This window comes from Pseudomonas sp. BF-RE-25 (assembly GCF_019956105.1).
In the GTDB taxonomy this organism is placed as follows: Bacteria; Pseudomonadota; Gammaproteobacteria; order Pseudomonadales; family Pseudomonadaceae; genus Aquipseudomonas; species Aquipseudomonas migulae.
Genome location: NZ_JAHBDB010000055.1, coordinates 73,713 through 92,049, shown reverse-complemented (window position 1 = coordinate 92,049; position 18,337 = coordinate 73,713). Strand labels below are relative to the sequence as shown.

Genomic DNA, 18,337 nt, shown 5'->3' with positions numbered 1-18,337 from the left:
TCATTGCACACCCGCACGACCGACGCGAGGTCGGCCGCACCCTGTAGATCAGTTGCTCATGATGGGAGCCAGTGCGGTCTGAATCCTGGACATCTGCGCGGGCGTTGTCATGCGCGCAAGCAGTTGGCCAAAGTGTGGGTGCTGCACGCCCGAGATAATGTATTGCCAGCGGTAGGCGTCCAGCACGGAGGTTTTGATTTGCTCGCTCTCGTCAACACTGAACGAGCGTGGAACATTGCGAATGAAGTAGTCGGCATCGGATGCCGATTGTGCCTGCAGGATTGCATCGACGGCTGCCACCAGCGCAATCAGATCGTTCACTGCCTGGTCGCGTTCGACTGGCGAAAGTTTCGCGTGCTCCGCTTTCCATTCCAGCTCATCGAGTACGACGTGCCGGCTTTCATCCTTCCAGTGAAATTTGAAGACATCCTTGAAGAGTGGGCACAACTCCTCGCGCGGGGCGATGCTTTTTGCGTAATGCGTTTGAACAAACAGCTCGATATGACAGGTCAGCGCCAGCACCGACCAGGTGCTGGCCGCCAGTACCGCACGCGCCACATCGTTCGGATCGGCCACTTGACGATATCCCGCCGGCAATTGCGCATCCATCATCGTTTCTATGCGCCGGAACAGCTCCTGATGCTTGATCTCGTCATTGGAAAAACGCACCAGCGCTTCAAGCGCGAGCTGATCGTCAAAGACATGAGCCCGACCTTGATCGAGCATTTTGGCACTGATAAAACGCTCGACCAGGCCAAAGATATACGCATAGGTTCGGCCCTGAATCTGGCTGAGCAGGCGCGCTTCTTCCAGGGAGAGAAAGGTCAGGCGGTCGATCCGCGAGAGTCCGTCGGGCAAGAATTTGCGCGAGAAGTCGAAGCGGCGGTCCTGGAGCAAATCGCGATCGATCTGCCATTCGGCTTTCTTCGAAGACTTGACGAGTTGAGCATAACGGGCGGCGTTGCCTGAATCTGCGCCGGGTAGGGTAGCGACGGTGTTCATATCGATCTCCTGCTTCCTGATCGAGTGGGAAGGGGCCATTACGGTTAACGTCGGAGCCAGTGACCCTGGGTGAAACCTCTGGGGGAGCGTCCCGATCACTGAGTCCGCGTTGGTGCTAATCTAGGCCTCGCCGTTCAGGCGCAGAATGACCGGTGCGCCTGATTACATGCTCCGGACTCCGGAAAGGAGGGCTGGCAATTGCTGGATGCGCTTTCTGATGTCTTGCGTGTCATTCGGCTCTCTGGAGGAGTCTTCCTCGAGGCGGAATTCACTGCGCCCTGGTGCCTCAGCGGAAAAATCTCTGCGGACGATTGCAAACCGTTCCTGGCGGCCCCTCGACATGTCATTGCGTCGCATTTTGTCGCTGCGGGGCACATGCAATTAAGAATCGACGGTGAAGCCCCCCTCGACGTGCGGGCAGGCGAACTCATTCTGCTTCCGCGCAATGACGTTCATACGTTTGGCAGCGACCTGAGCGTTGCTCCCATGTCGGCGCGCGACGTTATTCAGCCGCCGGAAGTCGGCGGCATTTCACGTATCAAGTGCGGCGGAGGCGGCGAGGTCACGCAGTTATTGTGTGGGTTCCTCGGCACTGAAACCCCTTTCAGTCCGTTGCTCTCGTCGCTGCCATCTTTATTGAAACTGGACGTGCGCGCGACGGCTTCGGGTGCCTGGATTGAAAGCTCATTCCGGTTTGCTGTCAGTGAGATCGCAGCGGGGCGCGTCGGCTCGACAACGGTCATCGCCAAGCTATCGGAATTGCTCTTCGTCGAAGCCGTCAGCCAGTATGTCGCGAGCCTCCCCGCTGAGCGGCGCGGGTGGCTGGCGGGTTTGCGGGATCCGCACATCGGACGCGCATTGGCGCTGCTTCATGCTCGCCCAACCGAGGGCTGGACGGCAGAAGCCCTGGCGCTTGAAGTGGGCATGTCGCGCTCGGTTTTCGCGGAACGATTCACGGCATTGGTCGGCCAGCCACCGATGCAATACCTGACGCTCTGGCGCATGCACGTGGCGGCTCAACACCTGCGCGAAGGTCGCGGCAATGTGGCGCAAATCGGCTTTGCAGTGGGCTACGAATCTGAAGCCGCGTTCAGTCGCGCATTCAAGCGCCAGTTCGGCACATCACCCGGCACCTGGCGCAGGCAATCGGCTTGAGAACGGAGGGCGAGGGACGCGCTTAATCCGCTTGCGACTCGTATTCAGCGAAAGATCAGCGACTGGTGTGCCGCGCCGCCCGTGCGTGCACCGTCACCCACTGCGACGGCCACATTGCCTGCGGCTATTGCTGCATCCCCGCAGGCAAACACGCCGGGTACACTGGTTTCGCGCATCGCATCGACCTTGATGAACTCACCTGTCGGCCCGGCTTCAAACTCGCAACCAAGCAGCGCTGCCAGCGGGCTGCCCATACGCGTGAGAGGCTGAGTGAACAGCCCAGCGAGTTTGATCACACGGCCGCTGGCCAGTGTCACATCGGCTTGTTCCCCGCCAACCGACAACACAGGTTCGCGCTCCACCGCAACCCCACGGCTGGCCAACTTCGCCAGCTGCTCGGCATCAGGCTCGAATACCTCGTTGAGGAAGAGTGTCGTTGGCCCCCAGTCGGGCAACATCAGCGATTGGTGGATAGCAACTGGCGATGCCGCCAATACTCCAATCGGTCCGCCGTACAGTTCATATCCATGGCAATACGGACAATGAAACACTCGCTGCCCCCAGCGCTCTGACAGCCCGGGAATCTCAGGCAACTCATCCACCACCCCTGTGGCCAGGATCAGACGCCTCGCTGCGAATTGTTCCCCGTTTGCGGCTGTTATCACAAATCCACCACTACTCGTCTTTGCCTGGATGGCGGGTTGCGAAAGCCACTCGACTGTTGGATAAGCCAGCAACTGGGCACGTGCCTCGCTGGCTATCGTGCCGGGATCACGACCGTCCTGCCCAAGAAATCCATGTGAATTGTGAGCAAACCGGTTACGGCGCTGACCTGCATCGATCACCAACACCTTTCGGCGCGCCCGTGCCAGTTGCAAGCCTGCGGAAATACCGGAATAGCTGCCGCCAACGATGATCACGTCGTAAACCATTGATCAGTCTCCCTGGGTCTTCGACCTGCTCGAAAACTCTAGATACAACGTAAGTTACGTGATGTCGGGGTGTCAACAGTCTCGTAACTTATGCTGTGTCGAGCGATACTCGGCACACGCAATTTCAGGAAACCGCCATCCATGAGAAATGACACTCGCTTGTCCCGCATGCTGCACGTGCTGATCCACATGGCTCGCCACGAACAGCCCGCCACGTCCGATACCATCGCGCAGATGCTCGGTACCAACCCGGTGGTGGTCCGGCGGACCATGGCGCTGCTCAAGGATGGGGGCTATGTGCGCTCGGAAAAGGGGCACCGTGGGGGGTGGACGCTGGCGAAACCGTTAGCGGATATAACACTGTTGAACATCCATCAGGCCTTGGGCTCGTCCTCGCTCTTCGCCATCGGTCTGTCGACCGACCATCCAGAATGTCTGGTTGAGCAAGCGGTGAATGCTGCGCTGACTGAAGCGTTTGATGCGGCGCAGGCACTGCTTATAGATCGCTTGGGAAGCGTCACGCTTGAACAGTTGGCCAGTGATTTCGAACGGCGCTATCAACGTCTGTAAACCTGTGGTCTACAAAGCGGCGTCTGGAAGTACATGGCCGGATGGCTTGTGTGGATGTTTAGTTCTAGCCGGAAAGCGACGGTCCAGTAGACTAAGAATCGCATCCTTGGGCATTTCCAATTTGGCCACTTGATCTTGTGAAAAGATGAATAATTTCGCCCGGTGGGCAAATTATGTTGCTCGAAAAAGCACCTCCAGCCTACCTCCACTTTGTCTGTCCTACGTTAGCTGAAATCGCTCTAACGCATAATCCTTGCCTGCCAAGGTAAGTTCAAAAGTGGTGGCGCCAAACGTACCCCGTGTCACTTTTTGTTTGATGAGACGTTTGTCTTGAAGTTGCTTTAGATCGGCTTCAACTTCTGATGTGCTGAGTGAGACAAGTTTGCAAATTGAGTTCAGGTTTGCAACTTTCCTGAAGTTTGCATGATAAGCCAGCGCCTCCATCAGTAGCGTTTGGTTATCTGTCAGTCGTGGAAACTGAGGGTTGTTCATTTTGTAAACTTTTCGTTCTATCTCATGTAGCTCGTCGTAATCTCCATCAGTGTTGCGGGCGTAGTAAATCGCTACAGACAGAGTGCTGATTAAAATCGCGATAATCATCAGCAGCGACCAATTCGGCATTGGCGTTTCCAGCGAAAGCCAATCGGAAAAACGTTGCGGCCAGCTCGTGCTATCTGCCAACAATCTCAGGTCGAGGTGAGTGTCGAGCAGCTTTATGGCAGCCCAAGCGACAAGGAAAATCCCAGCCCAACAGGCCATAGCCTTGAACGTGAATGGGGAATGCTTGCCTTGTGCTGCCATGCTACTCGTCCCCAGTGCAGAAACAGGTCTTATCAGCATAGCAGTGGAAAATTGGTCGTCTGGCAGATGACCTGCAAAGTCAGCTGTTGGTTGGGGATTCAACCGGTCGATGCAACACGGGCTACGTTGTCGCTGCCGATGAGTCCTGTTGCGGCCAGGTTTCGAAGCTTTTGAGCCAGAGCTTCTCGCTCGGCCTTTGAGGTGACGGATCGACGATTTGATACTGTCGATCGAGCCACAAAGCGATTATCCGGACTGCGGCCAGTGATCCTGAATGTCATGCCATACAGCCTTGGACGTCACCTCGACATGCTTCTGTTTATCGCAAGTAAAGGGCGTGTCCAGCGTACCGAGGGCTATGGAGATCCAGTCGGAGTATCCGCCCTGGTTATTTGACCAGAAGAGCGACGAGCCGCAGCGAGCGCAAAACTGGCGCTCGACAGATTCAGAGGATGGGTAAGAACGGATGTCGTCATTACCCTGTACCAGATCAAAGTCGCCCCGCAAGACACTGCCGTAGCTCGCAAATGCAGCGCCATGGCTTTTGCGGCATTGGCTGCAATGGCAGTGCGAAACAGCTTTGGGACGTGACCGGAGTTGGTATTGGATGGCGCCGCAAAGGCAACTGCCCTGGAAGGTCTCAGTCATTTGGTGGCGATCCACGGTTGAGGGGGCGGCACTTTAAGCGGTAGGCAGATGCAGTGTCGAGCGACTGCCCGTCGAACAGGCAGGGCGCAATACTGGAGCAGCATTGTGGTCGCTGAACTTCAGTTCCATTGCATTCCTCCTGTCGAACCGGTGTCGATGGTAACGATGGCACCCTCAGAATCAGAAGGGTTTTCATGAGGCTGTTTCCAAGCCGAACAGTTGAGCCAGGTGCTGACCGGAGAGCGACTGTTGGTCGGATGAAAGATGGATCCGGGTTTTATGAGGCTGACTGTGTTCTGACGTGTTCAGAGTTCTTTTAAAACAATGGGTTGGGTTATAAATGCCTGAGGTCTTGTAACAATGATCGCGTGTTGATGACCGGATTTCATCCGACCTAAGTCTGATTTCCGAGCGCCGGTAGCCTGGGATGCACGACTGACGACCGGCGTCTTTCCAGGTTCCCTGCTATTAATCAATAAGTGTTCGAGTGCAAATCCTTTGGGGGAGCGCGTCATGAGTCCATTCATTCGCATTGGCATTGCTGACGATCATCCGTTGTTGCGTGAGGGCGTAGCCAATACCTTGAGAAAACGGGCGGACCTTCAGGTCGTGGAGCAGGGCGCCAATGCGCAAGAGGCCAGGGATATTGCCCAGAGGGTGCGTCCGGACGTGATGTTGATGGACGTCAATATGCCGGGCGATGTTTTCGCCACGGTGCGGTTCATTTCCACTCAGCTGTCAGATGTGAAGGTGCTGATGCTGACCGTTTCAGAATCCGAAGATGACGCCTTTATGGCGCTGGAGTCCGGCGCGCGAGGGTATGTGTTGAAAGGTGTCAGCGGACCGGAACTGGTCCAGGCGATCAGGTCGGTTGCCAAGGGGGAGACGTACATCACCCCTGAGTTTGCCAACAAGCTGCTGAATAACATCAAAAAACACGAAGCGGAAATTCACATGTGTGGTTTGACTCATCGCGAGGAGCAGGTCATTCGTGAAGTTTCAATGGGGCTGACCAATAGGGAAGTTGCGTCAAAGCTGTTGATCAGTGAAAAAACCGTCAAGCACCACATGGGCTGCGTGATGCAGAAACTCCACGCCCGAAATCGTGTTGAAGCAGTCACCGCTCTACGGCATTACAGGGAGCGCGAAGCTGTCGGGCGACTTCACATCGGAGCTGCGCAAACACAAATGGATGCCTGGAGCGGTTCCTGACTAGAGTTTGAACTGAGCATTTACCGACGTGCCGGAGGCGCAGGACTCGATGCTGAACAACCCGCCCAGAGATTCAACGCGATAACGCAAACCGGCGAGCCCCAATCGGGTTCTGCCGGACGCATCGAGCAGCATGGCGTCCTCCGCCATGCCTGGGCCACTGTCCCTGACGCTGATGTTCAATTCTTCATCAATGTATTGCGCCTGGATGACCTGACCCTCGCCGTTGGCATGACGGTATGCGTTGTTGAGGGCTTCCTGCACAAAACGGTACAAACAGAGTTTGAGCGGCAGTGGCGCGGCCTTCGGTAGCAGGCCCAGGGTCAATGTGACCTTGGTGCCAGTGCGTTGCTCGTGCCGTTGCGCCACCAGTTGCAACTCTTCCACCAGGCTCAAGTCGTTAATTTCCGGCAGTGCCAGGCCTCGTGATAAATCGCGGACCTCACGCAATGCATCTGTGGCGGCGCCACGAATGGTTTCCAGCGACTCCTGATCCACAGCGGAGCAGTTTTCGGCCAAGTCGTCGAGCCGGATCAGAATCAAGGTCAACAACTGCGCCGGTCCATCGTGCAGGTCTGCACCAATGCGCCTCAAGGTGAGTTCGTTGACACGGGAAAACTCCTGGGTAGCGGTCGCCATCTTGCGCTGGAGTTCGGCGTTGCTGATGTGCAAGCGGGTTTGCTCCAGCAGCCGTAGGCGTAGTGCGATTTGTTGACGCTGGATAATCTTGTCACCGCGTCGCACGATGAAGAAAAGCAGCGTCAGCATTGCCAGCGTCGCGGCGCCAACGACCACCCATACCTGCAGTCGGACGCGATTGATCTCGCGCTTGAGGCTATCGGCCTTTTCATAAAATTCGCCCACCGCAATGACTTTCCTGGAGTTGGAATCCCGCAGGGGCGCGTAGATCTCATAGAGCGGCATGTTGAGCATACGCTCGAACTCGTTCTCATCCTGGTTCAACTCTTCAAGGTCGGTGACCACTTTGCCCTTGAGTGCCTCGGTGATCTCATCCATTGGGAATTTGTGGTTGGTGATGGCTTTGTTCGTGCTGTAGACCACCGTGCCATCCGCTCGCCAGATCTTGATCGAGACAATGTGCTGTTTTAACGCACGACTTTGCGTGAGAAGGTCCAGGGACTGAATGCTTGCAGCCGAGAGGTTGTTGTCTCGGCTCAACTCCTGCACATAAGGCTCCAGAAACGTGTCCATGTACTGGGCGCCGGCTTCTGCTGCGCTATTTACCGCGGCATTTTCTATTCGTTCGCTTACCAGTTTGCCGACGAAGAACATGGTAAGTCCCAGGATCACCGCAGCGGCAATGACAAACTGGGTCGAGTGACTCAGCTTGCGCGCCTGGACCTTGAGCCGTGCGTGCCAGATTCCATTGCGAACCACATTGTCATCGGGGGCTGGTTCGACCAGGGCCTCAATCTCCTGCGTGATAAAAGTCTCGTTTTTTGAATCGACTTTTGCATCTCTTGCCATCGATCAGGTTCCCATGAACATCATGATAAGTGGGTTGGAAAACCCCCTTTGCGACCCTTCATGTCATCGGTTACAGCAGCGCCGGTGATCCGTTCTACGGCTATATGATCCCAAACCAACATCCAGCCCGCTAATCACTTCGCAGGCGCGGGATGCAATTCGTTGTTGACCTGCTAGAGGCGGTCACTGCAAAAAGTCGCGAATCGCCCGAATAGTCTGCGTAGGCGCCTCTTCCATCAACCAATGTCCTGCCCCCGGAATCACCACTTCCGTCACATTGTCCGCGGCGTTGCGCATGACGATGGCTTCGTTGTTGCCAAAGGATTTTTCCCCGCCGACGGCCAGTACGGGCATGGTCAGGCGTGTCTTCATCGATGCTTCGTTGTCCACCGCGTCCTGGCGAATGCTGCGGAACTGTGCGAACGCCGCGTGCATCGCGCCGGGGCGGGCGTAGAGTTTGGCGTAATGCTGACGGGTGGCTTCGTCCACTTTGGTCGGGTCGCCGGCGAACTCGTTCCAGAAACGGTCGAGGTAGATGCGCTCACGACCGGCCACCAGGCGCTCGCCATCCGGACCGCCAAAATCGAAGTGCCACAGCATCGGTGAACGCACAATCTCGTTCCACGGCGGAATGCCTGGCACGGGGGCATCCATGACCACCAGGCGATCGGTTTGCTGCGGATAACGCGAGGCGTAGGCGAAGGCGACCATGGTGCCGATGTCGTGGCCGATCACCACCGAGTGGTCGATCTTCAAGGCTGCGAGTACCGCGCGTATGTCGCCCGCTTGCGTTTTCTTGTCGTAGCCGCCGTCCGGGATCGACGACAAGCCCATGCCGCGCAGGTCCGGCACCACGACCGTGTGGTCCTTGGCCAGGTCGGCAGCAAGGGGCGCCCACATGTCGCCGGTGTCGCCGAAGCCGTGCAACAGCACCACGGCAGGCCCTTTGCCGCCGACGCGCACGTGGATTTTCGCGCCTTCCACGGCGATGTCCTGGGTGCGGAACGAAGTGGGGAATGGCGTGACGCCGGCATGGGCGGGTAGGGTTAGTGCAAGCAGCAAAGAAGCAGTCAGCAAGGTGCGGATCATGTGGTTTTCCCGGAAGGATGCGTGGAGAGTTGCGTACCGCATCCGCTGCAAACCACCGTGCCGAAAACGCACGTCGCCCGGGGCAGAACAAGGTACCCAAGGCTGGAGCGTAGACCACATTGAAAGGTTCTGATGGACCCTACAAATCGATGACCAGATCTGACGTTGGCTTACTGCAGCACAGCAGGCGCAATCCCTTGTCGATTTCACGCTGGCGGATGCCGCCGTTGTGGTTCATCGCCACCGTGCCTTGCAGCACCGCCGTTTTACAAGTGCCACAGACTCCTTGGCTGCAGGAGGAGGGGATGATGGCGCCGGCCTTCTTCGCTGCGGTCAGCACGGTCTGGTTGCCCGGCATGCTGAAGGTTTTACCGGAGCGGGACAGCGTGATCGTAAACAGGCTCTCCGGCTGATCGAGCGCGCAGGCCGTTTCGATCAGAGGGGCCTCATCCAGCGCCGTGATATCGAAGCTTTCCTGGTGATAGTGCTGGAAATCAAAGCTTCCCTGTTTGAGTAGCGACTTGACCGCGCTCATGTAGCCTTGCGGCCCACAAGTGAACACTTCCCGCTCCTTGAAGTCCGGCACCTGTTCGCTGAGCAAGGCCAGATCCAGGCGGCCAATCGGCCCGGCCCAATCCGTGCTGTCGCCGCGTCCTTCGCAGATATTCACGACACGAAGTCCCGGCATGCTGGCCTGCATCCGTGTCAGTTCTTCATGGAAAATAATATCGTCGGGGGTTCGAGCACTGTGCACGAAGACGATATCCAGTCGGGCTGCCAGGTCGAAACCCGCACGGGTCATGGACATCAGCGGTGTCACGCCGGAGCCCGCCGATAGATAAAGCAGCTTGTCGGCTGGACGGCCTGTCGGTGTGAAGCTGCCCGCAGGGCCGGAGGCGAGCAGCCTGTCGCCTTCGCGCAAGTGATCGTGCAGCCAGTTCGATACGGTCCCGCCGGGAACACGCTTGACTGTGATCGACAGCGCAAAGGGGCGGGTGGGCGACGATGACAACGTGTAGCAGCGCGACACGCGTTGCCCCGAGATGGTCGGCGATACCGTAATGAACTGCCCTGGCTCAAAACTGATGGCGCTGAAATCCGCACTTCGAAAGGTAAAGGTTTTTACGTCGTGGGTTTCGTCGCGTACGGCGCAACAGTGCAGCGCTTTTTGCTCGCCACTGTTCCACTGCGCACCGTAGGTGGCCCACGTGTCCGGATGGGTGAATACGTTCGGTGCAGACACTGCGCTCGCTGTAACCGGCGGCTTTTCAAGGAGGGTCATGGTCATTGCTCACACACCCTGTGCGGCAAGCCGCGCGGCGTACCAGCGAGAGAATTGATCCACGTAGGATTCGGTAAATGCCGAGAAGGGTCCTGGCGAGTAGCCGGGATCTTGCGTACCGCTGTGGGTGATCGCGACAAGGTTGGCGTCCTGCTGGTTGGTGGCTTTCCACACTTCGGTCAGTTTCTCGATGTCGTAATCCACGCCCTCGATGGCGTCGGCATGGACCAGCCATTTGGTGCGCACCAACGTCTTGTCGGGCGCGAGCGGGATGATGTACGAAATGACGGCGTGATCGCTCATCACATGCGTCCAGGAGTTATGAGTCCACAGGTGCACGTCGCCGAGATCGCGGCGGGTCAGGTCACCAAACAGCCGCGTGCAAGCCACTCGTGTGTCGAGCGTTTGCGATTCGCCATTGCCGGCAATGACCAGCCGCTGCGTGCGGAACTGGGTCACCGCGTCTGTGTCCAGGTGCTCCACTGCGTCGCAGATAAAACCGTCACGTTCCCAACTGCGTTTGGCCGCCGCATTGCGTTCTTCATACTCATCCAGCGCTTGCAGCGATTCCTCACTCAGACCTTCAGCGCAGAACCCAAAATCTTCCGGGAGGAATGAAGCGGTTAATTCAGGGTGCGTCGCAGAGCAGTGATAACACTCGCGATTGTTTTCGATGACCAACTTCCAGTTACCGTCCTCAATGATCTCGGCTTCATAAGCAATCTTCGAATACGTGAGGTTGTAGGGCGCGAGCCGGGGCGCCATGGTTTGTTCCAGGTAGGTGATGTCTGCCGGTGGTTGGTCACCCAGGCAAACAAACACATGAGTGCCGACGACTTTCGTATGAACACGAGTCAGGCTTTTGCAGGTCGGATCGAAATCCTTGCCCATGTGAGCGGCATGCTTGAGGCTGCCATCAAGGTCGTAGGTCCACTGGTGATACGGGCACACGAGCATGCCCACCGTTGATTTGCCGGCCTGCTTCAGGCGTGCCCCGCGATGGCGGCAAACGTTGCGAAACGCCTGCACCTGCTCGTCGTCATCGCGCACGAGGATGATCGAGGATTTGCCGATGTCTATGGTCGAAACATCCCCAGGCTCCGGGATGTCCGCCGTCACGCCGACCAGAATCCAGTGCCGGGTGAAAAAGATATCGACGTCGCTGTCGAAAATATCCTGACGCCCGAACAACGCGCCCTGCATGCCATGACCGGGGGTGCGTGCAGTCACCAGTTCTTGTTGGGATTTCGCGACGGTGTTTGTCATCTGTTGCCTCACGGGGGCGATGTTGAATCGTCAGCAAGTGACGGTGAGGCAAGTATCAAAATGGTCCGGATTTGCGTCAATGCGCTTTAATTTCACCCTCGCATAGCTAAAAGTTATGCGAAGAATCGACAACTGACCTTAGTGTGAAAGTAGCGACTCATCCCGCAGCCAATCGACGATGGCGTGCACCAGCGGGGTTATTTCCCGGCCGTTCGGAACAATCAGGTAATAGGCATCTTTCGGTTTCACCGCATAGTCAGTAATCCGCACCAGTTCGCCGCTCAGCAATAGCGGACGCAACAAGCGGTTCCAGCCCAGCGCGACGCCATAGCCCTGCAACGCGGCCTGCACTGTGTCGTTGTAACTGCTGCAGCGCAGGCAATAATTCACCTTGGGACGACTCTCGCCCAGCTCCTTGAACCAGCTGTTCCACGTCATCCAGCCTTCGAGCGTGGTGTCCGAATCGATCAGGTCAATGTGCAGGAAGTCGTCGACCGACAGCGGGGCAGGGTGCGTGGTCAGCCAGGCGGGGGAACACACCGGGAACACCTCTTCGTCAAACAGGAAAATCGCCGTGCCGTCTTCCCATTTGCCATTGCCGAAGCGCACGGCGATGTCGACGTCCTGTCGGTGCACGTCCGGATTGTGGACTTGGGTGATCAGGCGCAATTGCAGCTTGGGTTGCGACAGGCGCAATGCAGCCAGCCGGGGCAGGATGCGCAGGTGTGAAAACGCCGCAGTGCAGGCGAGCACCAGTTCCTGCTCGGGAATCCCCTCGGAAATCTTGTCGAACACATTCGCCATGCGCTGCATCGATTCGGCGACCACCGAATACAGCACGTAGCCTTCGCTGGTCAGTTTGATCGCCCGGTGCAGTCGATGAAACAGACGGGTGCCGAGGGTTTCCTCCAGGTATTTGACCTGCTTGCTGACGGCCGCCTGGGTCACGCCCAATTCTTGCGCCGCCAGCGTGAAGCTGCTCAACCGCGCAACGGCCTCGAATTCCATCAAGGCCGTCATGGACGGTATCAGTCGGCGGTAGCCCTTGACCTTCTTACTGGTTTCTTCACTGCCCATCTTGGTCGATCCTGAAGGAGAACGGAGCCGCTCAACCGGCGACACACTATCGCTCGTTCCGTTGCTCGCCGGGAAGTGCTCGCAAAGCCGTGTCGCAAACGCCTTGCGCCATGTCGCTACGGGTCAACCGGGCTGCTGGCAAAGTGCGCTTGGCAATAAGCTTTATGATGGAATGATCTAGAAATAAGCATTCCAAAAACGACGTGTTTCTTTTCTGTAACCGACTAGTTCATTTTTGAGGTGAACGCATAACTAAATGAATTAAAAAGAAATTATTAGAAATTACGTTGTGTTTTTCCTGTGTTTTATATGTATACACAAGAAATACAATCTATTGACCGACCCAAAAACCCGTGCGAGTCTCGACTCATCAGTCAGCCGCACCTGACCGCAAAACTGCCCTTGGAGGTCGTTGTGAAAAACGGCAAAACCAGTCTTTACGAAGATCTGAAACGTCAAATCCTGACGATGGAACTGGACCCTGACGAAGCGCTGGATGAGGTCATTCTCAGCGAGCGATATGGCTTGTCCCGCACGCCGGTCCGGGAAGTATTCCGACGCCTGGCCGGTGAAGGTTATGTCGACATTCGGGAAAACCGCGGTGCCCGGGTGATTCCAATGAATCACTCGACCCTACGCAATTTCTTCCTCGTCGCACCGATGATTTACGCAGCCGTTGGCCGTCTGGCCGTTCAAAACTACAAGCCGCGCCAACTGGTCGACTTGAAGGACACGCAGCATCGGTTCCGCATCGCCACCACCTCAAGGGATGCGCTGGCCATGGTCGTCGAGAACAACCGCTTCCACGCGATCATGGGCGAAATGGCCGGCAATCAATACCTCCAGCCCAGCCTGGAAAGATTGCTGATTGATCACTCCCGTATCGGCAATACCTTTTTCCGGCCTCAAAACGAGGACATGGAAGAGCGTCTTGAGCTGTCGGCGGGGCACCACGATTTGTTTATCGAGGCGATTGAACGCCGCGATGAATCTGCAGTAGTCGATCTCGTGTTTGAACACTGGGAACTGTCCCGGGAAAACATGGAGATTTTTATCGCGCCCCAAGGCATCAAGGCGGACGCGCTCGTTGATCTTCCACGCAATTCATTTCCGGAGAAATCATCTTGAAATTTGAAGGCATCTACACACCCGCAGTGACACCTCATAAACCGGATGGGGAAATAGACTGGAGCGTGTATTCCGAAGTACTGGAGTCGCTGATCGAGGCGAAAGTGCACGGCATTATCATCGGCGGCTCGACCGGCGAATATTATGCGCAGACCTCGGAAGAGCGTACCGAGCTTGCCGCTTATGCCAAGGATGTCATCGGCAGCCGGGTCCAGTTGATCGTCAGCACCGGGGCCATTCGTACCGAAGATTCGGTGCAATACGCCAAGGATGCCAAAGCGATCAAAGCGGACGCCATTCTCGTCACCAGCCCGCCGTACGCGCTGCCGACTTCCCAGGAAAACGCAATCCACGCGTTGACCATCGATCGCGCTGCCGACCTGCCTATCATGCTTTACAACTACCCCGGCCGCATGTCGGTTTCGATGGACGAGGAATACCTCACCCGTGTGAGCACCTCCAGGAATGTAGTTGCCATCAAGGAAAGCTCCGGCGACATGGGCCGCGTTCATCTGCTGGCCCGTGAGTTCCCGAACATCGCGCTGTCCTGCGGTTGGGATGATCAGGCACTGGAGTTTTTTGCCTGGGGCGCCAGAAGCTGGGTGTGTGCCGGCTCCAACTTCCTGCCAACCGAACACGTGGCGCTTTATGAAGCCTGTGTGCTCGAAAAGGACTTCGACAAGGGCCGCCGGATCATGTCGGCGATGATGCCGCTGATGAATGCCCTGGACGGCGGCAAGTTTGTGCAGTCGATCAAATACGGTTGTGAACTGGCCGGGCTGAAAGTAGGGGACGTGCGCTTGCCGCTGCAACCTCTCGACCTGGAAGAAAAGCATAGCCTGCAAACCATCATTGCCAATGTGAAGCGCGACGTTGCACGCATCACATCAGGAGCCAGCCATGGGTGATCTCCTGACCAAGGCCGAATACGCCGCCATCGCCAAAGACATTTCGTTCCCCTGCAATGCCTTCATCAACGGCGCGTTCAAACCCGCGATCTCGGGCAATACCTTCGCCACGAACAATCCGGCGACCGGTGAGTTTCTGGCAGACGTCGCCGCTTGCGCGTCGGCAGATGTCGATCTCGCGGTCAGCAACGCCAAGGAAGCGTTTGAGGATGGCCGCTGGAGATCCATTTCTCCAAAAGAGCGCAAAACCGTCCTGTTGAAGTTTGCCGATTTGCTTGAACGGCATAGCCACGAACTGGCGGTCCTTGAGAGCCTCGACAGCGGCAAGCCAGTCAGCGAGTGCCAGTTGGTCGATGTGCCGGACACCATTCATACGCTGCGCTGGCACGCCGAGTTGATCGACAAGATTTATGACAACACCGCCCCTGTGGGCAGTGACGCGCTGACCATGGTCGTGCGTGAGCCTATCGGGGTGGTGGGCTGCGTGCTGCCCTGGAACTTCCCGCTGCTGATGCTGGCCTGGAAAATCGGCCCGGCACTCGCCGCAGGCTGTTCGGTGATCGTCAAACCGGCCGAGCAGACCACGCTGACGACGCTGCGTGTGGCGCAACTCGCGTTCGAGGCGGGCGTCCCCGCCGGTGTGCTCAACATTGTCACCGGTACCGGGAAAGAGGTCGGCGAGCCGATCGGCCTGCATCACGACGTCGACATGGTGAGCTTCACCGGCTCCACCGCAACCGGCCGCCGTTTCCTGCACTACGCAGCCGATTCGAACCTGAAACGCATCGTTCTCGAGTGCGGCGGGAAAAACCCGGCCGTGGTGATGGACGATGCGCAAAACCTCGACCTTGTCGCTCAGCATGTCGTCAACGGCGCGTTCTGGAACATGGGCGAAAACTGCTCCGCAACCTCGCGGCTGATCGTCCACGCGTCTGTGAAAGATGAACTGCTGGAACGCATGGGCGCCTACATCCGCGAATGGAAAATGGGTGATCCACTCGACCCGCAAAACCGCGTCGGCGCGTTGGTCAGCCCCGAACATTTCGCGAAAGTGAAGTCGTACCTTGAGCATGCCAGCGTCGGCAAACTTGACGTTGTGTACGGCGGTGGCACTGAAGACGGTGCGTTCGTCGAGCCGACCGTGATTGACGGTGTCGCGCCAGAGAGTCGGTTGTTCCAGGAAGAGATCTTCGGTCCGATTCTGTCGGTCACCACGTTCAGCTCGATTTCTGAAGCCATTGCCCTCGCCAATGACACGGTGTACGGCTTGGCCGCCTCGGTTTACACCGGCAGTTTGCGTCGTGCCATCAAGTTGGCGAGGGAGATTCGCGCCGGGATCGTCACCGTGAACTGCTTCGGCGAGGGCGATGCTTCCACGCCGTTTGGCGGCTACAAGGAGTCCGGGTTCGGCGGTCGGGACAAATCGATTTTTGCCCACGATCAATACACCGAAATCAAAACCATCTGGATCGATGTGTCTGATCGGTCGGATGAAGAGAACGAAAAATGAGCACCCATACCATCAAGCGCCTTCCGGTAGACACCGGGGTTTCAGGTTGGGAGGCAATTTCCGTACGCACTGCGCCTGTTCGCCTGCTTGATGGCAACGTGACGGCGGACTGGCTGATTATCGGTGCGGGTTTTGCCGGGCTGTCTGCGGCTCGCAGGCTGGCTCAACTGCATCCGGGTTGCCGCATCGCGGTGGTGGACGCCCATGAAATCGCCAAGGGGCCGGCGGGCAGGAACTCGGGGTTCATGATCGATGTGCCGCACAGCCTTTCCTCCGGGGAGTATTCGGTGGGCGGTGAGTCGGCAACGGCACTGGAAATTGCCCAGAACCGTTTTGCCATTGCGTTTGCCGCCGACGCTGCACGTGAATATGGCATGTCTGCGCAGACGTTCGACCCTTCCGGCAAGATCAACGCCGCCGCCACCGAGCGGGGGATGAAACTCAATGACAACTATGCCAAATCGCTAAAAGGCATTGGCGAGCGGTTTGAAGTGCTGGACGCCGCGCAGATGCGAGACATCACCGGTTCCACTTATTACCACAACGGGCTGTATACGCCTGGTGCGGTGATGATTCAGCCAGCGCAATATATTCGGGATCTTGCAAACGGACTTGATCGGCAGATTGAACTGTATGAGCGTTCACCGATTGTGGAATTGTCCCGGGCGGGAATTGGCTGGAAGGCGAAGTCTCATCGTGGTTCCGTTAGTGCGCCTAAAGTCATTCTTGCGGTCAATGGTCATATTGAAGACTTCGGTCACTTTCAAGGCCGGTTGCTGCATGTCTTTACTTACGCCTCAATGACGGCTGCTTATAGTCATGATGAGTTTTCAAGGCCGGTTACCGGTAAAGATCGTTGGGCCTTATTGCCAGCGGACCCTATGGGCGCGACAGTTCGCAAGATAACTTCGAATGGACTTTCGCGGATTGTTATCCGCACCAAGTTTACCTATGACCCGAGTATTCAAGTCACACCGATGCGTGTCGCAGCGGTGGCCGAAGAACAACGGCACTCTCTGGATGCGCGTTTCCCGGAGTTGAAATCGACGCCGCTGGAATTCAGCTGGGCAGGGCGGCTTTGCCTGAGTCGCAACAGCGCTCCCGCCTTTGGCGAAATCGAGGAAAACCTCTATTCCGCTTGCTGCGAAAACGGGCTGGGCACGGTTAAAAGCACATTGGCAGGCGTGATGGCTGCCGAGTTGGCCAGCGGTCACCATTCACAGGTTTTGCAAAGTTTCAGTCAACTGCCAGGGCCTAGCCGGCTTCCACCAAAGATATTGACGATGTTGGGTGTCAACTCGGTTATTCGCTGGCAGGCGCTCAGAGCAGGGCGAGAAGGCTGAATAGTTTCAAACCACCGGCTTTTATTTCATAAAGGCCTAATCTCTAGTTTTAACCGTAGATCGGAGCACGCCATGAAAAAGATTTGGAAGGCAGTCTGCGCTGTCGCTGTGGCCGGCGTTATGTGTTTGCCAGTTCACGCCGAAGAAAAAAATATCACCATGGGTACTATGACGTGGGAGGACTTGACGCCAATTACAGGTATTACCAAGAAGGTGCTTGAAGACTCTGGTTATACCGTAAAAGTTGTAGAGTTCTCCGAGTGGGGCATCGCTTATGCGGCATTAAGCAAAGGTGATGTTCAAGTGCTGGCGTCGCAAACGGACTATGCGGCAAACGATTACTGGAACAAAAACAAGAACAAAATCGAGAAACTCTCGCCGGTTTCGTTTGGCCTCTACCAAGGGCTTGCGGTACCGAGTTATGTCGACATCGATTCCATCGACCAGTTGAACGCCAATTCGGAAAAACTGGGCGGCAAGATCATCGGTATCGAACCGGGTTCCGGCCTGATGAACGATGCGACCAATGTGGTTAAGGCCTATGACCTCAAGCTGAAACTGGTGGAAGGCAGTACCACGGCAATGACGGCGGCGTTGAAATCGGCAGTCGACCGTAAAGAGCCGGTGGTCGTCACCGTTTGGGATCCGTCCTGGATGACCAAGAAATTCGATCTCAAATTCCTGAAAGATCCAAAAGGCATTTTCCCGCCGCTGCAAGGCTACTACTGGATCGGCCACAAAGGCTTCGCTGAAAGCAATCCGCGTGCGCGTGAACTGATGGCGAGCGTGTACGTGCCAATCGCCGACATCACCGCGATGAACGCCGAAGTCAAAGATGGCAAGACCATGGAACAGGCCATCAAGGGCTGGACCGATAGCCACAGCGAGCTGCTAAAGCGCTGGGAAAATATCAAGAACTGATTGCT

The 18,337-nt window shown here is 56.8% G+C and carries 17 protein-coding genes; 8 read left to right on the top strand and 9 right to left on the bottom strand.

The genetic code is table 11. The features are described 5' to 3' along the window. Window positions 1-48: 48 nt before the first annotated feature. Window positions 49-1,002 carry a diiron oxygenase gene (locus KGB24_RS22580; protein ID WP_223416275.1) on the bottom strand — a complete coding sequence of 318 codons (954 nt, stop codon included), beginning with the start codon at window positions 1,000-1,002 and terminating at the stop codon, window positions 49-51. Between the two features lie 198 nt (window positions 1,003-1,200). On the opposite strand from KGB24_RS22580, the gene KGB24_RS22575 reads away from it, so the two are divergent. Next, the gene (locus tag KGB24_RS22575) at window positions 1,201-2,157 is read left to right on the top strand and encodes an AraC family transcriptional regulator (RefSeq protein ID WP_223416276.1); all 957 of its coding nucleotides are present in this window, start codon (window positions 1,201-1,203) and stop codon (window positions 2,155-2,157) included. A 44-nt stretch (window positions 2,158-2,201) separates the two neighbouring features. Here KGB24_RS22575 and KGB24_RS22570 read toward each other — a convergent pair whose 3' ends face one another. Further along, window positions 2,202-3,089: an NAD(P)/FAD-dependent oxidoreductase gene (locus KGB24_RS22570; protein ID WP_223416277.1), complete on the bottom strand. Its 888-nt coding sequence runs from the start codon at window positions 3,087-3,089 to the stop codon at window positions 2,202-2,204. Window positions 3,090-3,230: 141 nt separating this feature from the next. On the opposite strand from KGB24_RS22570, the gene KGB24_RS22565 reads away from it, so the two are divergent. Then, window positions 3,231-3,659 carry an Rrf2 family transcriptional regulator gene (locus KGB24_RS22565; RefSeq protein WP_008038831.1) on the top strand — a complete coding sequence of 143 codons (429 nt, stop codon included), beginning with the start codon at window positions 3,231-3,233 and terminating at the stop codon, window positions 3,657-3,659. 219 nt (window positions 3,660-3,878) lie between these two features. Here KGB24_RS22565 and KGB24_RS22560 read toward each other — a convergent pair whose 3' ends face one another. Next, window positions 3,879-4,460, bottom strand: a complete 582-nt coding sequence (locus tag KGB24_RS22560; protein ID WP_223416278.1) for a hypothetical protein — start codon at window positions 4,458-4,460, stop codon at window positions 3,879-3,881. Between the two features lie 246 nt (window positions 4,461-4,706). Beyond that, a complete protein-coding gene (locus KGB24_RS22555; RefSeq protein WP_223416279.1) occupies window positions 4,707-5,108 on the bottom strand; it encodes a GFA family protein in 402 nt (133 codons plus the stop codon). A gap of 513 nt (window positions 5,109-5,621) precedes the next feature. On the opposite strand from KGB24_RS22555, the gene KGB24_RS22550 reads away from it, so the two are divergent. After that, window positions 5,622-6,320: a response regulator gene (locus KGB24_RS22550; protein ID WP_223416280.1), complete on the top strand. Its 699-nt coding sequence runs from the start codon at window positions 5,622-5,624 to the stop codon at window positions 6,318-6,320. Here KGB24_RS22550 and KGB24_RS22545 read toward each other — a convergent pair whose 3' ends face one another. The 5 genes from KGB24_RS22545 to KGB24_RS22525 form a co-directional block, all read right to left on the bottom strand. Continuing rightward, entirely contained in the window at window positions 6,321-7,808 is a 1,488-nt protein-coding gene (locus tag KGB24_RS22545; RefSeq protein WP_223416281.1) for a sensor histidine kinase, read from the bottom strand. It abuts the gene before it with no gap. Window positions 7,809-7,991: 183 nt separating this feature from the next. Continuing rightward, window positions 7,992-8,897 carry an alpha/beta fold hydrolase gene (locus tag KGB24_RS22540; protein ID WP_223416282.1) on the bottom strand — a complete coding sequence of 302 codons (906 nt, stop codon included), beginning with the start codon at window positions 8,895-8,897 and terminating at the stop codon, window positions 7,992-7,994. Between the two features lie 139 nt (window positions 8,898-9,036). Beyond that, on the bottom strand, window positions 9,037-10,185 hold the full coding sequence (locus KGB24_RS22535) for a 2Fe-2S iron-sulfur cluster-binding protein (RefSeq protein WP_411736632.1): 1,149 nt from the start codon (window positions 10,183-10,185) through the stop codon (window positions 9,037-9,039). Between the two features lie 3 nt (window positions 10,186-10,188). Continuing rightward, complete coding sequence (locus KGB24_RS22530; protein ID WP_223416283.1) at window positions 10,189-11,445, bottom strand: aromatic ring-hydroxylating oxygenase subunit alpha; 1,257 nt, start codon at window positions 11,443-11,445, stop codon at window positions 10,189-10,191. 138 nt (window positions 11,446-11,583) lie between these two features. After that, window positions 11,584-12,522, bottom strand: coding sequence for a LysR substrate-binding domain-containing protein (locus KGB24_RS22525; protein WP_192415860.1), 939 nt, complete (start codon window positions 12,520-12,522; stop codon window positions 11,584-11,586). Window positions 12,523-12,936: 414 nt separating this feature from the next. Here KGB24_RS22525 and KGB24_RS22520 point away from each other — a divergent pair, with 414 nt between their 5' ends. From KGB24_RS22520 to KGB24_RS22500, 5 genes are all read left to right on the top strand, one after another. After that, window positions 12,937-13,650 (top strand): GntR family transcriptional regulator, encoded by a 714-nt coding sequence (locus KGB24_RS22520; protein ID WP_008033405.1) that lies wholly within the window; start codon window positions 12,937-12,939, stop codon window positions 13,648-13,650. Continuing rightward, window positions 13,647-14,558 (top strand): dihydrodipicolinate synthase family protein, encoded by a 912-nt coding sequence (locus KGB24_RS22515; RefSeq protein WP_223416284.1) that lies wholly within the window; start codon window positions 13,647-13,649, stop codon window positions 14,556-14,558. The genes KGB24_RS22520 and KGB24_RS22515 overlap by 4 nt, the downstream gene beginning before the upstream one ends. Further along, window positions 14,551-16,068: an aldehyde dehydrogenase gene (locus KGB24_RS22510; protein ID WP_223416285.1), complete on the top strand. Its 1,518-nt coding sequence runs from the start codon at window positions 14,551-14,553 to the stop codon at window positions 16,066-16,068. Before KGB24_RS22515 ends, KGB24_RS22510 begins: the two co-directional genes overlap by 8 nt. Continuing rightward, entirely contained in the window at window positions 16,065-17,411 is a 1,347-nt protein-coding gene (locus KGB24_RS22505) for an NAD(P)/FAD-dependent oxidoreductase (RefSeq protein WP_223416286.1), read from the top strand. Before KGB24_RS22510 ends, KGB24_RS22505 begins: the two co-directional genes overlap by 4 nt. A 72-nt stretch (window positions 17,412-17,483) precedes the next feature. After that, window positions 17,484-18,332: a glycine betaine ABC transporter substrate-binding protein gene (locus KGB24_RS22500; RefSeq protein WP_008038804.1), complete on the top strand. Its 849-nt coding sequence runs from the start codon at window positions 17,484-17,486 to the stop codon at window positions 18,330-18,332. Window positions 18,333-18,337 lie beyond the last annotated feature (5 nt).

What these genes read in the sequence shown, in the direction of transcription:
- KGB24_RS22580 (WP_223416275.1), bottom strand. Translation starts at nt 1,002, where the DNA reads ATGAACACCGTCGCTACCCTACCCGGCGCAGATTCAGGCAACGCCGCC.
- KGB24_RS22570 (WP_223416277.1), bottom strand. Translation starts at nt 3,089, where the DNA reads ATGGTTTACGACGTGATCATCGTTGGCGGCAGCTATTCCGGTATTTCC.
- KGB24_RS22565 (WP_008038831.1), top strand. Translation starts at nt 3,231, where the DNA reads ATGAGAAATGACACTCGCTTGTCCCGCATGCTGCACGTGCTGATCCAC.
- KGB24_RS22560 (WP_223416278.1), bottom strand. Translation starts at nt 4,460, where the DNA reads ATGGCAGCACAAGGCAAGCATTCCCCATTCACGTTCAAGGCTATGGCC.
- KGB24_RS22555 (WP_223416279.1), bottom strand. Translation starts at nt 5,108, where the DNA reads ATGACTGAGACCTTCCAGGGCAGTTGCCTTTGCGGCGCCATCCAATAC.
- KGB24_RS22550 (WP_223416280.1), top strand. Translation starts at nt 5,622, where the DNA reads ATGAGTCCATTCATTCGCATTGGCATTGCTGACGATCATCCGTTGTTG.
- KGB24_RS22545 (WP_223416281.1), bottom strand. Translation starts at nt 7,808, where the DNA reads ATGGCAAGAGATGCAAAAGTCGATTCAAAAAACGAGACTTTTATCACG.
- KGB24_RS22540 (WP_223416282.1), bottom strand. Translation starts at nt 8,897, where the DNA reads ATGATCCGCACCTTGCTGACTGCTTCTTTGCTGCTTGCACTAACCCTA.
- KGB24_RS22535 (WP_411736632.1), bottom strand. Translation starts at nt 10,185, where the DNA reads ATGACCATGACCCTCCTTGAAAAGCCGCCGGTTACAGCGAGCGCAGTG.
- KGB24_RS22530 (WP_223416283.1), bottom strand. Translation starts at nt 11,445, where the DNA reads ATGACAAACACCGTCGCGAAATCCCAACAAGAACTGGTGACTGCACGC.
- KGB24_RS22525 (WP_192415860.1), bottom strand. Translation starts at nt 12,522, where the DNA reads ATGGGCAGTGAAGAAACCAGTAAGAAGGTCAAGGGCTACCGCCGACTG.
- KGB24_RS22510 (WP_223416285.1), top strand. Translation starts at nt 14,551, where the DNA reads ATGGGTGATCTCCTGACCAAGGCCGAATACGCCGCCATCGCCAAAGAC.
- KGB24_RS22505 (WP_223416286.1), top strand. Translation starts at nt 16,065, where the DNA reads ATGAGCACCCATACCATCAAGCGCCTTCCGGTAGACACCGGGGTTTCA.
- KGB24_RS22500 (WP_008038804.1), top strand. Translation starts at nt 17,484, where the DNA reads ATGAAAAAGATTTGGAAGGCAGTCTGCGCTGTCGCTGTGGCCGGCGTT.